Annotated in this window: 18 protein-coding genes; 6 read left to right on the top strand and 12 right to left on the bottom strand. The window is 63.1% G+C overall.

The window, feature by feature from the left end:
• Window positions 1-36 precede the first annotated feature (36 nt).
• Window positions 37-1,218 carry an IS30 family transposase gene (locus LFT43_RS09405; protein WP_395802576.1) on the top strand — a complete coding sequence of 394 codons (1,182 nt, stop codon included), beginning with the start codon at window positions 37-39 and terminating at the stop codon, window positions 1,216-1,218.
• A gap of 11 nt (window positions 1,219-1,229) precedes the next feature.
• Here the strand turns inward: LFT43_RS09405 and LFT43_RS09410 are convergent, their stop codons facing one another.
• The 6 genes from LFT43_RS09410 to LFT43_RS09435 form a co-directional block, all read right to left on the bottom strand.
• A complete protein-coding gene (locus tag LFT43_RS09410) occupies window positions 1,230-3,458 on the bottom strand; it encodes a Tn3 family transposase (RefSeq protein ID WP_395802578.1) in 2,229 nt (742 codons plus the stop codon).
• Entirely contained in the window at window positions 3,397-3,846 is a 450-nt protein-coding gene (locus LFT43_RS09415; protein ID WP_395802580.1) for a hypothetical protein, read from the bottom strand. The genes LFT43_RS09410 and LFT43_RS09415 overlap by 62 nt, the downstream gene beginning before the upstream one ends.
• Window positions 3,847-4,014: 168 nt before the next feature.
• Complete coding sequence (locus tag LFT43_RS09420; RefSeq protein ID WP_395802582.1) at window positions 4,015-4,314, bottom strand: hypothetical protein; 300 nt, start codon at window positions 4,312-4,314, stop codon at window positions 4,015-4,017.
• 16 nt (window positions 4,315-4,330) lie between these two features.
• Window positions 4,331-5,140: an ABC transporter permease gene (locus LFT43_RS09425; protein WP_395802584.1), complete on the bottom strand. Its 810-nt coding sequence runs from the start codon at window positions 5,138-5,140 to the stop codon at window positions 4,331-4,333.
• Window positions 5,137-6,048, bottom strand: coding sequence for an ABC transporter ATP-binding protein (locus LFT43_RS09430; protein WP_395802586.1), 912 nt, complete (start codon window positions 6,046-6,048; stop codon window positions 5,137-5,139). The genes LFT43_RS09425 and LFT43_RS09430 overlap by 4 nt, the downstream gene beginning before the upstream one ends.
• A 95-nt stretch (window positions 6,049-6,143) precedes the next feature.
• The gene (locus LFT43_RS09435) at window positions 6,144-6,767 is read right to left on the bottom strand and encodes a TetR/AcrR family transcriptional regulator (RefSeq protein ID WP_395802588.1); all 624 of its coding nucleotides are present in this window, start codon (window positions 6,765-6,767) and stop codon (window positions 6,144-6,146) included.
• 393 nt (window positions 6,768-7,160) lie between these two features.
• Between LFT43_RS09435 and LFT43_RS09440 the strand changes: the two genes are divergently transcribed.
• Window positions 7,161-7,481, top strand: a complete 321-nt coding sequence (locus LFT43_RS09440) for a hypothetical protein (protein WP_395802590.1) — start codon at window positions 7,161-7,163, stop codon at window positions 7,479-7,481.
• A gap of 153 nt (window positions 7,482-7,634) precedes the next feature.
• On the opposite strand, the gene LFT43_RS09445 is transcribed toward LFT43_RS09440, so the two are convergent.
• The 4 genes from LFT43_RS09445 to LFT43_RS09460 form a co-directional block, all read right to left on the bottom strand.
• Window positions 7,635-9,743, bottom strand: coding sequence for an NPCBM/NEW2 domain-containing protein (locus LFT43_RS09445; RefSeq protein WP_395802592.1), 2,109 nt, complete (start codon window positions 9,741-9,743; stop codon window positions 7,635-7,637).
• Window positions 9,744-10,177: 434 nt separating this feature from the next.
• Entirely contained in the window at window positions 10,178-11,269 is a 1,092-nt protein-coding gene (locus LFT43_RS09450) for a hypothetical protein (protein ID WP_395802594.1), read from the bottom strand.
• Window positions 11,270-11,352: 83 nt separating this feature from the next.
• Window positions 11,353-11,619 (bottom strand): hypothetical protein, encoded by a 267-nt coding sequence (locus tag LFT43_RS09455; RefSeq protein WP_395802596.1) that lies wholly within the window; start codon window positions 11,617-11,619, stop codon window positions 11,353-11,355.
• A 114-nt stretch (window positions 11,620-11,733) separates the two neighbouring features.
• Window positions 11,734-11,889 carry a hypothetical protein gene (locus LFT43_RS09460; protein ID WP_395802598.1) on the bottom strand — a complete coding sequence of 52 codons (156 nt, stop codon included), beginning with the start codon at window positions 11,887-11,889 and terminating at the stop codon, window positions 11,734-11,736.
• A gap of 89 nt (window positions 11,890-11,978) precedes the next feature.
• Here LFT43_RS09460 and LFT43_RS09465 point away from each other — a divergent pair, with 89 nt between their 5' ends.
• The 3 genes from LFT43_RS09465 (at window position 11,979) to LFT43_RS09475 (ending at window position 15,889) form a co-directional block, all read left to right on the top strand.
• Window positions 11,979-12,638, top strand: coding sequence for a dihydrofolate reductase family protein (locus LFT43_RS09465; protein ID WP_395802600.1), 660 nt, complete (start codon window positions 11,979-11,981; stop codon window positions 12,636-12,638).
• 903 nt (window positions 12,639-13,541) lie between these two features.
• The gene (locus tag LFT43_RS09470) at window positions 13,542-15,602 is read left to right on the top strand and encodes a phosphocholine-specific phospholipase C (protein WP_395802602.1); all 2,061 of its coding nucleotides are present in this window, start codon (window positions 13,542-13,544) and stop codon (window positions 15,600-15,602) included.
• A 125-nt stretch (window positions 15,603-15,727) separates the two neighbouring features.
• On the top strand, window positions 15,728-15,889 hold the full coding sequence (locus tag LFT43_RS09475; protein ID WP_395802604.1) for a hypothetical protein: 162 nt from the start codon (window positions 15,728-15,730) through the stop codon (window positions 15,887-15,889).
• Window positions 15,890-15,920: 31 nt separating this feature from the next.
• Here LFT43_RS09475 and LFT43_RS09480 read toward each other — a convergent pair whose 3' ends face one another.
• Both LFT43_RS09480 and LFT43_RS09485 read right to left on the bottom strand, forming a co-directional pair.
• Window positions 15,921-16,361, bottom strand: a complete 441-nt coding sequence (locus tag LFT43_RS09480; protein WP_395802606.1) for a VOC family protein — start codon at window positions 16,359-16,361, stop codon at window positions 15,921-15,923.
• Window positions 16,362-16,487: 126 nt separating this feature from the next.
• Complete coding sequence (locus LFT43_RS09485; RefSeq protein WP_395802608.1) at window positions 16,488-16,640, bottom strand: hypothetical protein; 153 nt, start codon at window positions 16,638-16,640, stop codon at window positions 16,488-16,490.
• On the opposite strand from LFT43_RS09485, the gene LFT43_RS09490 reads away from it, so the two are divergent.
• Window positions 16,639-16,932, top strand: coding sequence for a hypothetical protein (locus tag LFT43_RS09490; RefSeq protein ID WP_395802610.1), 294 nt, complete (start codon window positions 16,639-16,641; stop codon window positions 16,930-16,932). The two genes, LFT43_RS09485 and LFT43_RS09490, sit on opposite strands and share 2 nt — an antisense overlap.

Here is a 16,932-nt window from a genome sequence, read left to right on the forward strand (position 1 = left end):
TGGTCATCGCAACACCTTGATGATTGAAGGATGTTGATGACTGATCCTGTTGCCCGCTTTTCCGAGCGCCTCGTTACCGAGAAAATGGTCCATTTCTGGGACCTGCGCGATATGGGAATGACCGCAGAAGCAATCGCTGTCGAGCTCGGGTGGAAGACGACGGCGGTGTTCTCTGTCCTGAATGAACACGGGGGTGTGCGCCCTTCCTGGGCCCGGCCCGGCAAAGGCCGGTCGTTATCCTTCGCTGAGCGGGAAGAGATCATGCTCTACCGTGCCCAACGGTTGCCTGTTCGCGAGATTGCCCGTCGACTGGGCAGGGCGGCGTCCACAATCAGTCGTGAATTGCGCCGGGGTGTGCTTGGGCGGAATTCCTACCGGGCCGCAGCCGCACACCGAATGGCGTTCAACCGTGCCCGCCGGCCCAAACAAGCCAAGCTCATGGAACCGGGTCCGTTGCGGGATCGGGTGAAGGCTGATCTGGCGAAGTGGCTCTCTCCGGAGCAAATCAGCGGACGCCTCAGACAGGAGCACCAAGACGATCCTGGCATGCAGGTCTCCCACGAGAGCATCTACCAGGGGGTCTACCGTGCCCGCCCGGGAAAGCTCGTTCGAGAACGTCAGAAGGGGACCAGGACGGGGCGTGCAGTGCGTAAACCCCGTCGGAGTCGGAACCACCGCACCGGGAGGATTCAGAACATGACCCCACTGATCGATAGGACATCCGAAGCGAAAGACCGGCTGATTGCTGGCCATTGGGAGGGCGACCTCATCACCGGAAAGGGCGGCAAGTCAGCCATCGGAACGCTCGTGGAACGGGCCACTGGCACGATTGTGCTGCTGCGAATAGGCAGCCACAAACCCCGTGCACACATCGTCCGCGACGAACTGATCCGTGTCTTTACTGTTATGCCTGGCCACCTCACCAGGTCACTGACCTGGGACCAAGGCGTGGAGATGCACAGGCATCAGGAAACGACTGCTGCAACGAGGATGCCGATCTACTTCTGTGAACCCCGTTCGCCCTGGCAACGAGGATCCAACGAGAACGCGAACAAACTGCTGCGCCAGTACTTTCCCAAAGGAACCAGCCTTGCCGGCTACACCCAAGCCCACCTCGACACAGTAGCGGCAGCCCTCAACGACAGGCCCCGGAAACGCTACGACTACGCCACTCCGAATGAGAGACTAGAGACCCTCACTGTTGCGATGACCACTTGAACCTGCCTACGCTAAGCCTGTTTTTCGGGAATCGTTAGCGTACTCTGACGTCCGTTTTCCGGTTTAGAGGGTGTGCTGCTGTTGGCGGGGCGCAGCGGCCTGAACCGGCCGGGTTTGGGTTGGTTTCGCCAGGTGTAGTTGCCGGTGAGGTTGATGTGTTCCCAGCCGAGCGGCGAGAGGTGTTGGAAGAGGTCTGGATCGATGCCCGGGTCTTGTTCGCGGAGGGTGTTGATGACTCGTTCGAGGTACACGGTGTTCCAGAGAACGATGATCGCCGTGAGGAGGGTGAGTCCGCCGGCCCGGTAGCGTTGTTGTTCGCAGGAACGGTCACGGATTTCGCCGAGGCGGTTGAAGAACACGGCCCGGGAGAGAGCATTTTTGGCTTCGCCTTTGTTCAGACCGGCGGTGGTGCGCCGGCGGAGCTCCGGGCTTTGGAGCCACTCGAGAATGAAGATGCTGCGTTCGAGGCGGCCGAGTTCCCGGAGCGCGAGGGCGAGCCCGTTTTGGCGGGGGTGGGCGCCGAGTTTGCGGAGCATCAGGGAGGCGGTGACGGTGCCGGTTTTGATCGAGGCGGCCAGTCGGAGGATCTCGTTCCAGTGGGCCCGGATGTGTTTGGTGTTGATAGTTCCGCCGATGAGCGCGTTCAGGGTTGGGTGGGCACTGCCGGTTGGGAGGTAGATGCGTGTTTCGGCGAGATCGCGGATGCGGGGAGAGAACCGGAATCCGAGGAGGTGAGTCAGAGCAAAGACGTGGTCGGTGAACCCGGCGGTGTCGGTGTAATGCTCGGTGATGCGGAGGTCGGATTCGTGGTGGAGAAGCCCGTCGAGTACATAGGTCGCGTCGCGGACGCCGACGTTGACAAGGGTGGCATGGAAGGGCGCGTACTGGTCGGAGATATGGGTGTAGATCAGGCGCCTAGGGGCGGAGCCGTATTTTGGGTTGATGTGGCCGGTGCTTTCGGCTCTGTTCCCGGTTTTGAAGCGTTGCCCGTCCGAGGATGAAGTGGTGCCGTCGCCCCAATGCGCTGCGAACGGATGCTGGTTCTGGGCGTTGACGATCGTTGCGAGTGCGGCGCTGTAGGGTTTCATCGCGGATGTGCATGGCCTGGGTGCGGAGCATTCTCGCGTAGGTTGCCCTGCACAGGATTCTGCCATTTTGGTTAGTCCGAGGTTGATGCCGTCGGCGAGGATGGCGGTCATCAGAAGTGTGGTGTCGCGTGCCGGGTCTCCTGTTTTCAGGTGGGTGAAGCAGTCGGTGGCGCCGGGCCACCCGTTTGCTTCGAGAAGCAGGTCCGTGATTGGGATGCGGGGCATCATGGCACTGGCTTTGCGGATGAGTGCCTGCGCGGATTCGGGAACGATGGTCTCTGCTGGCGCGATTTTCAAACCGGTAGCGGTGATCGTGACCCCGTCGAGCTTGTCCGCGTCGGCGCGGGCGCTGACAGTGGCCAGGTGACTTTCCAGCAGACCGAGCCGGGCTTCCAGGTACGCATCACAGTCGGGCTCGATGGGGAGAGGAATGGCACCGTCGAGAGTGAGACGGTCGAATGCGGTGGCGGGCAAGAGGTATTCCTCGAAATCCTTGAACTGGCGTGATCCCTCGACCCAGAGATCTCCTGAACGCAGCGAGTTGCGTATCTCGGCCAGGACGCAAAGCTCATAATAGGTGCGGTCGATACCGTCCGGCGTGAACACCACCCGCGCCCACCGCTTCCTCACGAAACCCGTCGGCAACAGCTCAGGCAAGGTCCCGGTACTGGACGCGTTCATATCACGCAGAACATTGACCGCCTCAAGCAGGTCTTCGGCTGACGGGGCCGCCCGCAGCACGAGGGCGTCGAGAAATTGGGGGCTGTAGCGGCGCAGCATGGTGAAGTTCTCCCGGACGCCGGGCAGGAAGTCGAAGTCTTTGGGCCGGGCAAGAACCTGGGCTTCGTTCACGCTCGCGATGAACGCGTCCCACCCGATCATGTTGTCGATCGCATCGAACGGGTCCTCGCCGGTCTCTCGCGCCGTGACGAGCAGTTCCCCGACCCGCCCGTAGAGGCGGACTTTGTCGTTGATGTCTTTTCCGGCGTCGTGGAACTGATTCCGGTGACGGCTCTTCGCCGCGTTGAACACCTTACCCAGAATGCGGTCATGAAGGTCGATGATCTCGTCGGTTACGGCCGCCTGCGACTCAACCGCCAGCGCCGCCAAGGTCGCGTAACGGCGTAACGGCGTAACGGCGCTGGGGCTCAAACTTCGCCAGATCCCCGGCCGTCATCTGCGCGCCTTCACGGGCCAGCTTCAACAACCGGTTCTGATGCACCGCGAACCCGACCTCCACGGGCAGCTCGAGTTCCCGCCACCCTTGCAGCCGTTCGATGTGCTCGCGCATCGATTTCGAGTTCGGCTTCTTCGGCGACTGCCTCAACCAGCCCAACTTCGTCCCACCCTCCCGGCCGGCGGTCGATAACAGGCCATCGAGCCCGCGCCGGTGCTGCGCTGTCAGTGAATCCGTCAATGCCGCGTACACGCGCCGGTCTCCGCGGGTGATCGCTTCCGCCGCCACCCTGTCGAGCACATTCACCGAAGGCAGGATTACACCCCAAGCGCGCAGCTGATCGACCGCGGCGGTCGCTTCCACGACGGGTTTCGTGGTCTGCGCGGCGATCTCTTCCAGGCGGTCAACAAGGGTGCCGCTGATCTCGTCCGTGAAGGTCCGCTATCCCAATGCTGTCTGCAGCTCCAGCGCATGCTCGCGCCGCGTTGCGTCCCGTCCCCCCGTACTTCTCCCACTCGGTAGCCGCCACTTTCACCTGCGCCGCCACGACATCGACGACGGCCCCTTCGGGGACGTCCATGCCCAACGCCATCCCGGGTACCGCATGTAGGCCAGCTGGACGGCGTGCGCCGCCATCAGGCTGCCCAGCGTCGGAACGGTGGCGACCTCGGCCACCGACAGCACCAGCACCACGACCCCTGTCAGAGCGGTCAGGCGCTCGTTGCCGACGAAGCCGGAGGGCTCATCTCCCGCACCGGGCCCTTCCGCCCCCGACGTGGCAGAAATGTCCCTCATGGCTCGCTTCTCCGGTTCAGGTTGCTGCTCGGACATCGCGTGCTCCTTTCCGTCACGCCTTGACATCCTGGCGTGGGAACACGATGGCGCTGACCACAACAAAGCCAGCAATCCACAGGAGGGCTGCTGCCAGGGCCGCGGGATAGCCTTGGGGAGGCGTCGGACCCACCAGGGGCACGCTCGCCCCCACAATGGTGTTGAATACCCGGCCGGGAAACCACTGGGTCACTTGCGGCAAAACCACCGCGATGATGCCTTCGACGACCAGGATGTAGGCCAGGGCGATTCCGACGCTGGCCGCGACCGAACGAGTGAGCACGGCGATGAGCATTCCCACGGCGCTGACCCCGATAAGGCACAGCACCTCATTGCCCACGAAGCCCAGGAAGATGCGCAGCCCCTCCGCAGAGGTCCACGAGGTCGTCTGAATGCCTTGTCCTTGCGCAAGGACAAGGATGAATGTGCCACTGATGAGCAGGGTGAGCAGCATCGAGAGCAGCACAAAGAGCACCAGCGCCAGCATCTTGCCTGCCAACCACCGCAGGCGATGCGGCTCACGCACGAGCAGGTTGCGCAGCGTCCCCTGGGACCATTCCGCGGCTAGATTGGCGGTCACCATCACCAGCGCGATGGCAATGATCAGAGAGCGGGCCTGACCGATGACGGAGACTAACCCCTGAGGGGTGTTGAACGAGGCAATCAGGCCGGTCATCTCACGGCCCGTGGCTCCGGAGGCGATCTGGTGGAATGTCAGATAGGCGATAAAGGTGCTCACCACCAACATTAGGCCTGCGACCGCGAGGACACTCCAGCGGCGGAACTTGAGCACTTCGCTGCGAAACGCACGGATTACGGAAATCATGTGCGGTCTCCTTTCACCAAAGCCAGGAACAGTTGTTCGAGGCTGGCCTCTTTTACCCGGATGGTAAGGGCCGGCACGCCGGCTTCCCTGGCTTGCCGGTTCAAGGTCTCGGCAAACCCGGCAGGACAGGCGATGCGCAGGGCATGATCCTCCAGTGTGACCGCGTAGCCGGCTTCGCCCACGATCCTGGCCACCAGATCCAGGTGCACCGCGTCCTCGGCTTCGACCACAACCTCGACGCGTTGGGCCAGCAGCTCGCGGGCAGGGCCACAAAACAAGGCTTTCCCCTGATTGAGCATGATCAGCCAGTCGGTGACCTGTTCCAACTCGCCGAGCATGTGGCTGCTGAGCAAGATGGTTTTCCCCTGGGCGGCCAGGCGGCGCAGCAGCTCGCGTATCCCGATGATGCCCAAGGGATCAAGGCCGTTGGCTGGCTCGTCGAGAATGAGCAGCTCTGGGTCGGGCAGCAGGGCCATCGCCACCCCAAGACGCTGTTTCATGCCCAGCGAATACGTTCCGACCCGATCACGCGCCCGATCGGAGAGTTCCACCACCTCCAGTACCTCGCTCACGCGGGAACCGGGATAGCCCCCAAGGCGGGCGAGCACCTCCAGATTGGTCCGCCCTGAGAGACCCGGATAGAACGCCGGTGCTTCGGTCAGTGCTCCTACGCGCGGCAGGTAGCGTTGGGGCTTGGTGAGAGGGTGGCCCAGAATCGTGGCGCTGCCCGCATTGGGTCGCACCAGTCCCAGGAGCAGGCGGATGGTGGTCGTCTTGCCTGCCCCATTGGGACCGACAAAACCCGCGATGGTTCCGGCAGGCACACCGATGGTCAGGTCATCGACGGCGGTATGCCTGCCAAAGTGCTTGCTCAGGCCATGTGTTTCAATGGCGAAGACCCCTGTCATGGAATATCGTTCCTTTCTGGGAAATGGACGCTCCCGATCGGGTGGACTCATCGAGAAGGTGACTAATCGTTTGGCAAGTTCAGGCCCCACAGGAATCAGGGCGGAGGGGAGTGCTCCCGCTTCGCGATGCCGTCGAAGAGCACGCTGACCAGGGAGGCCGCTCGATGGGCCTCTGAGGAGGCTTTCGCCTCCCGCAGCATGCCCATGTAGAGACCGACCACGACGTTGACGGGCAGGTCGGAGCGGATCTCCCCCGCCTCGTGCGCCGCCTGGAAGAGGCTGGTGACATGCCGTTTGATCCGGTCGAGCAAGGACAGGATCACCTGCTGGTGGGCCGGGTCCTTGAGGTGTTCCCTGGCGTCGCGCAGCAGCGTGCTTAGGCGTTCGTCAAGGGGGAGTGTGAGCAGCGCGGAGGTAAGCAGCGTCAACCGTTCTCGGACGCCCTGGGTCGTGGCAAGGGTCTGGTCGATCCGGGCCATCCCCTCGTCCACGAACACGGTCTGGATCATCGTGGTGAAGAGGTCTTCCTTGCCTTTTGGAAAGTGGTAGTACAAGGCGGCGGATGTGACCTGGACAGCCTCAGCGAGCTCTTTCATGGACACGCCCTTGTAGCCCTTCGCCAGAAACAGCTCGGCGGCTTTGGTCAAAATCTGCCGTCGGGTGTCCTGGTCCATCGGGGAGGGAGCAGGCGGCGCCTGTGATTGCACCGGGTGTTCCATGAGGGACGGCTCCTTTACAACTAACTAAACGATTAGTAAGTTCTGCGGAAAGCATAACGCAAGACGTCCGTCCAGGACACCGATTGCCTATTTTATTTGGTGCCACACCACCAGCGCGGGAGCGCCGCTGATGATGCCCCACGCCATTGCGGGACGGGATAGCCGGAGACGCCAGCAATCTCGAACCTATGATCTAGCCAACGAGCCTCGAAAATCCGGCTTAGCGTAGGCAGGTTCAAGTGGTACTCTGACGTCCGTTTTCTCAAGCGACCCCTACATGGGCTTATCGACAGGGCTTCTCGCGAACACGGAGTATGGGGTTGTCCGGGCACTCAAGGACAGGCTCGTCCTGACCGATCGCGTTGATCATTCCTGGGGTATCCCTTTGACGTCGTGACCGACGTCGAGTCCGCCCTCGTTGCCTCCGGTATCGAAAGCCGGGTCGATATGCACAATCGTGGTGAACACGCAGCGCCGGTCGCCGTGGGGGTCCATCCGTATCTGCGGCTCGGTAGCACATCGTCGGACGATCTCACTTTGGCCAGCGATTCGATTCGAGCGTTCCCGCTTGGCGACGACAACCTTCCGGTCCGGTCGATCGATGTCCGGGGAACCCCTTTCGATCTCCGGGGAGGCGTGCCAGTGGACTCCGCCCCCACCAATTGTGCGATACCGGGCTACGGACCCATGATGGGCGCGTCAGGCTCCGGTTGACCGGTGAGAGCGCGTCCGTTGCGGTGTGGTGCGACAACCGGTTCCGCTGGGCCCAGCTGTACATCACTGAAGAGTTTTCGACGGCATAGCAGTCTTTGCGGCAAAGAGAAGGAGCACACGGTAAGCCGCGTGCTCCTTCTCTTTGGGCTACATCTACTGGCAGCTGATCAACGGATCCGCCCAGTCGGCGCGGTCGTTGTATCCGCCGTCTCCGGCGTCTCCTACGTGGAGAACGAGATCGCGCGCGGAGGTCAGATCGACGTCGAACGGCACGGCAGTTCCTCGGCTGACCACCCCACTGTCCCAGACCGTCTTGCCGTCGGCCACGATGGAGAACGTCGCGGTCCCTCCCGCGGGGCCGACTTTGTCGACGACGTCATCGATTCCGACGACACCGGTGAGCTTGGTGCAGGCCCCACCGATGTAATACCGGATGTCCGAGGGGCTTGCGACGCCAATGCCTGTCGGATGCGCAGTCCCCGCCACCGTGATCGGACCTCCACCACCGACGCTCTGGTCTATGGTGGGTTGCATCCATCCACTAGTTCCCGAGATCCACGCCTGATGTGACAGTGGTTGGTCGGCACCCGACGGCGGTGCCGGAGCGATGGTCACTCGGAGTGGCGGCGATTGCACCGTCTCCGTGCCGTTGAGGTCGCGGAAGCCAACCGTCGCCGTGACATCGAGGCTACCCGCGCCAGCGGCCGCGGGCGTGGTCAGGATGTAGTCGAATTGTGCGGTGTGCCCGGGCAACAGGAGGAGGGGCGTTTGGCCTTGTGCAGAAGCAGTCCATCCGGCGGGGATGGTTAGCGTGACTCTTGGATCGTCGACAGGCATGGTGCCATCGTTTCGAACCGTCACGCTCGTCGTGAGCTTCGCGCCACCGGAGACGACCACGTTGGAGGTCGGAGCCACCACGGCGCCATCGATCGCGGTAACGGTCGGCGGGCCCGCGAGAATGCGCGGGGTCTGCGGGATGCCCTTTGATTTCGACACCACGAGGAGACTGACACCGTGCGGCGGAACTTCGGCGCGCACTTGCCCAGCTGCTTCGCTCACCGCGTGCGTCCAGGCGTCCTTGACGGTCACCCGGGAAGCCGTGAGGCCGATTGCTGTGGCGGTGGTGGAGATCTCCGCCGCAGCATCGCCCCTGTTCACCAGCGCTACGGCGACGGACCCGTCCGCGAGCGGCTTGACCCAGGTCTCAGTGGTACCGGACGCGCCGACCCTCACCGCCTGCTTACCTAGCGGGTCCTGATCGATCGCCAAGACATCCGGGTTGAGCAGCGTGCCCAGTGTGGAAGCAGTGAGCGTGCGAGGATCGCTTCCGATGACCAGCGGCGCTGCGGAGATAGCCCACAGTGCCATTTGCGAGCGGAATTCCTCATCGGTCATCCCGAGTTGGGGACCGAGATAATCCGGGTCGCTCCAGTGACCGGGACCGGCCGCCTCCGGATGACGGGCATTCGCATCAAAGTTGCGGAGCACGTCGCTGTATTTGATCATCCCGACGAAACCGACGTCCGTGTAGGTGCGCCACGACTGGGCTATCTGCGGCGCGAATGACCAGGAGTTCGTCGACTGCTGCGACTCGGGATAGTTGCCCCAGTCCGGCGAGGTCACCGGGTTGCACAGGTTGAAGATGATCTGCCGGCCGCTGCTATTGTGCTGCAACGCGTCCGCGAACTGGCCGTAGACCGTCTTTGGATCGAGTCCCGCCGTGATCCCGCAGAGGAAGTCGGCCTTGACGGCGTCGTATCCCCAGGAGGCGAAAGTGTCGGCGTCGGTCTGATAGTGTCCGTAGCTCCCCAGCCCGCACGCGCCGGGGATGTATGGTCCGGCGTCAGTGTAGATTCCCGCTTTCAGTCCTTTAGCGTGGATGGCTGCCGCCAGAGCGGCCATCCCTCCGGGGAACCGTGCCGGGTCGCCGCGGAGGATATTGTCGGTGCCGCGTGGGTTCGAGTCTTGCCAGCCTCCGTCGAGCCAGACTATGTCGTATCCGGCCTTCGCGAGACCACTGGAGACGAGGTGGTCGGCCACGTCCAGCACCTCCGCGCTGGTGTACGCACCGCCCAGTCCATAATACGTGTTCCAGCCTTGATAGGGCGTCTGACTCAAAACAGGATCTGCCTTGGGTGTCTCCGCCGAAGCGGAAAAAGCTTTCACCGGCACTGCCGCAGCAGGGGGCACCGTCGAAACCGAGATACCCCCGAAGACGAGCACCGCGGTGGTACCCCAACTCGCTAATTGTCTTATTGACATGGAATATTCCTGACTTCGTTGCATTCCAACGAAACGGGTGGGAATTGGTCAACTCCATTCAACTGCGAGCCAGGTTGGCAAAGGTATGCAGGTCCGACTGAAAATCTGGACATACCGACGATTGGCCAACGCGGGCCATCTGGGTTTGGCCAAGGCCGCTTCCACGCGTGTTTCCCCAGGTCAGGGGTGCTTCGGGGCTTCTGGCCTGGTTGACTCTGTCAACAGTTGGTCCGGAGATTGCTGACGGGTGTCCGTCATGCCTATTCATGCCTTTGCGCCGGACAGCCACATGATCGGCACCTGACATGGCTCAGCGTTTCGGATTTCTCGATCGCATGGGTGCTAATGAAGATGAAATGGCCGCGATGTAGGACGAAGTGACGAAGCTGCGCGCCTTCTTGCCGAAGCCTTGAATGAAAGACGAAGCTGACAAGTCAGCGGGGTGGTGAAACGGAGATGGTGCGTGCTGTGGCTCGCACCTTGAGCGTGAGCACGGCCAGCGCGAGCATTTCGAGGCCGGTCCATCCGAGCGTCCCGCCCCAAATTTCAGGGGAGAAGCTCAGTGCACCGTCGTGGAGTGCCACACCGGCGAAGTACGGGGCCCAGAATACGACGGGGGAGAGGCCCATCGCGGTCATGAGCCTTGCGTGACGGTCCGGGGTGGGTCGCACCACCGCCCACACGATTCCAACGAGGACGGCACCGACGAGGGCCACCGGTACGAGCCAGGTGTCCCGCAGCGCGACCATGATCTGCAGGGCTACGGAGGGGAGCAGCGCCATGGCCGCGGGCACCGCGGCGCGCAGGCGCCAACGCAGCGACAGCAATAGGACGGGCACGAAGAGCACGGCCGTTGAGACGAAGAATGATGCCAAAGAGACCATGATGCTCGACGACGTCGGTACCGTCACCGCAGGCTGCGCCCCGGCAGCGCCGCTGTATGTCTGGATGAGTCCATGGCGCGCGAAGACCGCGAACTCCTGCAGGATGAACGCCGCAACCATGCCGGAGAGCATGGCGCTCACGACGGCGGGCATCAGCCGTGGCCATGACCGCCCGGGCGAGTGCCACGCTGAGGAGAACGGCGCGCTGAGGATGAGGAAGCCGCCGGTGGCGAGCCCCAGATGGGACGGGCTGAATAGCGCTTTGATGCCTTGCTCAATGCCGAACACCGAATGCCAGGCGAAGTCGGCCGCCCCCGAGACGAGGAAGAGGAGGACCCCGGCTGCCGCGGCCCCATAGCCGGCTGGGATCGCTTCCGTCCACCGCGTGCCGGGGGCATGCCGGCGCCAGGTCAGGGCGGCGATCCAGAGGGCGCAGGCCGCGAAGCCGGAGTATAGGATCGCGTGCCACGGAGTGAAGAACGTCTCGAGGTCGCGGAGGTTGTTGTGCGCCCAGCCGTCAACATAGGTTCCGGTGAGGAGCCAGACGCCGGCCGCGAGGGTGATGACGTCCTCTACGACAGTGGTGGGGCGGTGAACTGATACCGGCGGAATCGCAAAGGCGTGAGCTGCTGTGGCGTCCATAGCTCCACAGTAGGTCTCGCTGCCTTCCGCGGCGAGAGGCAATCCCCTTGGCCGGCGACCCTTGGCAGCCTGGGTCGGTCTGTTCAGATGATGCGGACATCGATCTGATGGATCGAGTTGTTGCCGTAGCCAAGGCGGTTCCACTCGGCCCGTTCGGGCTGGGTTCGGCCGGCAAGGTCGGTTGCCCGGGCTTGCACAGTCAGTATGCCGGGCTCCGGGATGCTGATGATCTGCTCCCACGGCTGCCAGCTGTGCCGCTTGCGTTCGCCGACGAGGTGGGCGGGCTGCCAGCCTCCTCCGCCCACTCTGATTTCGACCCGGTCGATCGGAGCGGCTCCGGACCAAGCCACGCCGCGGATAGCTCTCAGTTGCGTGCTTGTCCGCAGCGGTCAGGATCCGGTTGTCATCAACCTGGAGCTCGAGCCCATCGAGCCACCGGAAGAAGTCTATTGGGTCGATCCCATTCATCCGCACCCCTGAACCCGGGACATGGTTTCCACGGACGCCTTACGCAGTTGGAGGCTGGCGCGCCGACGGTGGTCGCGGAAGAAGCGGATCTCGGGATTGTCCGGAGTGACCTCACCGTTGATGCCCGGCGCGCCACGCTGTTCCGTGTACATTTCGATTTGATTCTCTAATCGTCGGTCTTGAGTCGCTGGGTTCGCTCACCATAAAGTGATTGCGACTGACAACCACTTCAGGAGATGACATGTCCCTCGTCCGCGTGCATAACTTCTCGGTCTCCCTCGACGGTTTCGGTACCGGCGAGGGTCAGCAACTCGACGCTCCGTTCGGTCACGCAGGCTCACGGCTAATGGAGTGGGCTTTCGAGACGCGCACCTTCCGCGAGATGGGCATCCCCGGAGAGTCTGAGGGATCGTTCGGCGTCGATGAGGCGTTCGCCAGCACATGGGGGCCAGGGATCGGTGTGGAGATCATGGGGCGCAATAAGTTCGGCCCTCAACGCGGTCCTTGGGAGGACGAGGAGTGGAAGGGATGGTGGGGCGATAACCCTGTCTTCCACACCCCTGTCGTTGTTCTGACACACCATCCCCGGCCGGTACTCGAGATGGAAGGCGGAACAACCTTCCATTTCGTTGACGCCAACCCCGCCTCCGCGCTAGAGCAGGCTCGCGCCCTGGCCGGCGACCTCGACGTCCGGATCGGTGGCGGCGTCAGCACGATTCGACAGTTCCTCGAGGCCGATCTGATCGACCACATGCACATCGTGCTCGTGCCGATCGTCCTGGGCCGGGGCGAACGGCTGTGGGATGGACTCGAAGGACTCGAGCAACGGTTTGAAATCGAAACGACCCCTTCCCCGGCTGGAGTTCTCCATCTCGTCTTCACTCGTCGCACGGCCCGGTAGGCCGACGTGGGAGCAATCGACCCCCGCGGAATTTGGGCACACGGCGCCTTGACCCCGCGAGGCAGTTGACCCGCTCGGGGTTAGCGATAGGGAAGCGAGTGCCCGGAACGGCAGTACGTCGGTTCGGGTGCAATAGCGTCGCGCGGCAGTACAATTGGGTACAGTTTCGTACCGGTCTCTTCGTAGCCGCATCTATCTACGGTTCGCCGCCGGGGACGCGCGAATTGAAAGAATCGTAGGAAACCATGCCGGCACAAATTGCTAAGCATGGCTTTTCTCAGCACCGCACGTCGTTTGTTATTGCTGTCCTTTTGGTCGCCGGATGGCTCAGCATACCCGGTGATCTCACGAAGGCCTATCATGCCTCAGCGCTCAAAGCAGTCACTCAGGACGCGGCAAAGATCCAGTCGGGTGATCCTTGGAGCCAATTCCCGTTTGAATCTCGCGAACTCTGGAAGTTTCGACTGACAACCCGCCGTTGAAGGCCCAACCTCTCTCTGTTTCCTGTCTGCTCGAGGCTTAGCCGCTCCAGCCCTCATGTCGCGAGTCGGTACGGTTGTCGACCTTCCATGACCGATCGAAAGCGGCCTTTATCGACAGGCGAAGACAGTTTTCACTCTGCGTTTGACTTCCTTGTGCGCCTTCGTCCCACCGCTACCACCGCAAGCTTCAAACTTTGAAAGCTCAGTGGCCACCAGATGATTGCGCCTGGACAGGCGGGGGACTGCCAAGAGTGAGAACGTCACGAAGCAGAACCGTGAGAGTGCCCCGATGTTGCGGCCGTGGTCCGCTGTCCCGGGTAAGCATGTCGCTCAAAGTTCACTACGCCTATACCGGGCAGTAACTTGGCGCTGGAAGAGTCCATCGGGGATCACCGGTACCACAACGCACTAGGAGCAGCTCATGGCAGGTTTGGACCGCCGACGTTTTCTTCAGCTTTCGGCCGCTGGCGCCGCCGGCACCGCGATCTCGCAGATGCTTGGGGAGAGCATCGCCCGGGCCGCGGAGATCCCCGCCAACCGGGCCACGGGCTCGATTAGGGACGTTGAGCATGTGGTGATCTTCATGCAGGAGAACCGGGCGTTCGACCATTACTTCGGGACGCTCAAAGGTGTGCGAGGGTTCTCGGACCCGCACCCCGCGGTTTTGCCGTCCGGCAAGGACGCGTTCCACCAGGCCAACGCCGCACGCGAGGTTACTCCTTTCCACCCGACGGCGCCGAATCTCGGCATGCAGTTCATGGAGGACCTTGACCACTCGTGGAAGCTCACCCATGAAGCCTTTAACAACGGCAAGTACGATAAGTGGCTGCCGGAGAAGACCGACGCGACGATGGCGTTTTACGGACGCCAGGACATCCCGTTCCACTTCGCCCTTGCCGACGCGTTCACGGTCTGCGATCAGTACCATTGCTCGGTCCTTGGCCCGACGGACCCGAACCGGTACTTCATGTTCGCCGGCGGGGACGACCCGGACCGCAAGGGCGGAGGTCCTGACCTGTGGAACGATGAGAACGGGTACTGGTGGAGCACGTACCCCGAGGAGCTTGAGAAAGCCGGCGTGAGCTGGAAGGTCTACCAGGACGTCGGCGAGGGCCTCGACCCGGCGCACTATGAGGGCTGGACTGGCGACCCGTACATCGGCAACTACGGCGACAACTCGCTCCTGTATTTCAAGCAGTACCAGGACGCGAAGCCGGGAACGCCCTTGTATGAGAAGGCGCGCACGGGCACGAACGCGAAGGCCGGCGACGACCTCTTCCGGGTCCTTCGCGAGGATGTTGCGGACGGCAAGCTTCCGCAGGTGTCCTATATCGTGGCGCCCGAGGCCTACACCGAACACTCGAACTGGCCGCCGAACTTCGGCGCCTGGTACGCGGCGAACGTCCTGGACATCCTTACCTCCAACGCGGAGGTGTGGAGCAAATCAGCGGTGCTGTTCATGTACGACGAGAACGACGGCTTCTTCGACCACATCGTGCCGCCGCACCCGAACACCCCCCAAATTCCGGGAGCGTCCACCGTCTCGACCACCGGCGAGTGGTACGACGGAACCCCGACGTTCTACGGCAGCAAGGACGTTCCGGGACATTTCGGCCTTGGCGTCCGCGTTCCGATGATCGTGGCCTCGCCGTGGAGCATGGGCGGCTGGGTCTGCTCCGAGACTTTCGACCACACCTCGATCATCCGGTTCCTTGAAGCCCGCTTCGGCGTCGCCTCGCCGAACATCACGCCGTGGCGCCGCGCTGTCAGCGGCGACCTGACCAGCGCCTTCGACTTCGCCGTGGCAGGCGGCGCTGCGCCGGCCATGCCCGACACCTCGGCCTACAAGCCTACTGACCATAACCGCCACCCGAGCTATGTTCCGACGCCCCCGGCGACGAACTCGATGCCCGCTCAGGAGAAGGGCACGCGTCCGTCCCGCCCGCTCGGCTACGCCCTCGACGTCGAAACGAAGATCGACGCCGGCAAGCTCACCGCCCGCTGGGCGAACCGGGGCATCCTGGGCGCGCACGTGCAGGTCCGTTCCAATTCGCTGCCGCAGGCTCCCTACTCGTACACGATCGGGGCAACGGCGTCGCTGGATGCCGCGTGGGCGCTCGGTCCCGAATACGACGTGCACATGCACGGCCCGGCCGGCTGGTACCGCCGTTTGGCGGGCACGACGGCGGCCGCGGACCTTCGCGTCACTGTCGCCGCAGACGGCAAATCACCGCACGCGCAGTTCCGGATCGAGAACACCGGCTCCACAGGCGAAGCCCTCACCCTGATGGACGCGTACGGCGCCGGTACCCAGATGCTCTCGCTCAACCCTGGCCAGAGCAAGACCGTCGTCATCCCAACCCAGGGCGGCTGGTACGACCTGACAATCACCTCCGCCGCCGACGCCAAGCTCGTCCGCGTCCTGGCGGGCCGGCTCGAAAACGGCCGTCAGCTCACGAGCGACCCCCAACTGGGCAGATAACGGGACCGCGCGGGGGGAGCGACGCCGGAGTGCTTTCATACTCTGCCGGTAACTGAGCTTTACCTTGTCGCTGAGTACCCGAGAGACGTGTGCCCCGTCCGGGGGGCGACCGAAAGGATTATTCAATGCTCAGCGTGTTGAATAACCGGGCGGCTGGCGCGGCAGCACTTGCTGGCACCACCGCGCTCACTGGATCCGCAGCCGCCGGCGCCCAGACGTCGTCGGGCACTGTCGCCCGGGCCAAGGGTCAGGGCGGGAACGGCCTTGACCGTGTTTCCCGTAACTGAGGCAGAGGCCCAGAATCCGTAGGTTGCCGGGTCAGTTGATGCGCTCAGCCAAGGCCACGATGATTCCCTCTGGACCGCGCACGTACGCCATGCGCCAGGAGCCCTCATACTGGCCGATGCCACCGACCAGCCCGTATCCCGCCGCGGCCAGCCGATCGACGTGCGCCTGAAGATCATCGACTTGGAAGGACAGGCTGCGCAGCCCGAGTTCGTTGGCCATGGCGGCGGGCGATCCCGGCTCGGGGTCTGGGCGGACGAAGCTGGAAAGCTCCACCCCGGTTCCTCCGTCAGGCGTTCGCAACATCACGATCTCTGTACGGGAATCAGGGATCGCTGTGACCGTGTCGATGAACTCGCCCTCGACGAACGTCCGGCCCTCGACCTCGAGCCCGAGTCCAACGAAGAACGCCGTCACACGGTCGAGATCCTGAACCGTGACGCCGACGTGGTCGAACCGCATGATGCGCGACATGAGAAAAGCCTCCAAGTGTTCGTTTCACACCGCCCAAGACGGAGCCTACAGCGGACTTTACGGCGGATCCACGACCGGAGAATGACTCCTGTCGCGTGGCAGACTCTGTGTACGGGTAGCCATCCTTCAACGGTCCTTCATGAGCAGACGCAGAACGGTCAGGTCAGTCTCCTCGTCAATGGGGTGGAAGTGCCGGGCGCGGAAGTCGATACGGACCCGTTCGTATACGGTGGCTTTCCGCATCGCCTGAATGGCGCGTGCGATGTAAAATCTCCGCATGACGGTCCCCGTCAACGTACAGACTGTTCGCCCGCGCACCCTGGCCGCCGTCCGGCGCGAGGTCCCGCCGAATGAAGTTGGCTCGGCGTGGGGTCCTGCCGTGGGTAAGGTCTGGGACTTCATTCGCCGTCAGCCGGGTCTTTGGACGAACGGCCACAACATCTTCGTCTACCACCACTCGAACAAGCCCGGCGCGCCCATTCTGTGTGACTTCGGCGTCGAAGTCACGCGCACCTTTGAAACGGCGGGCGAGTATACGCGACCGAAACGCCTGGGGGAGAGGCTGCCGTAG

It is taken from the genome of Arthrobacter sp. FW306-04-A (genome assembly GCF_044358315.1).
Taxonomy (GTDB): Bacteria; Actinomycetota; Actinomycetes; order Actinomycetales; family Micrococcaceae; genus Arthrobacter.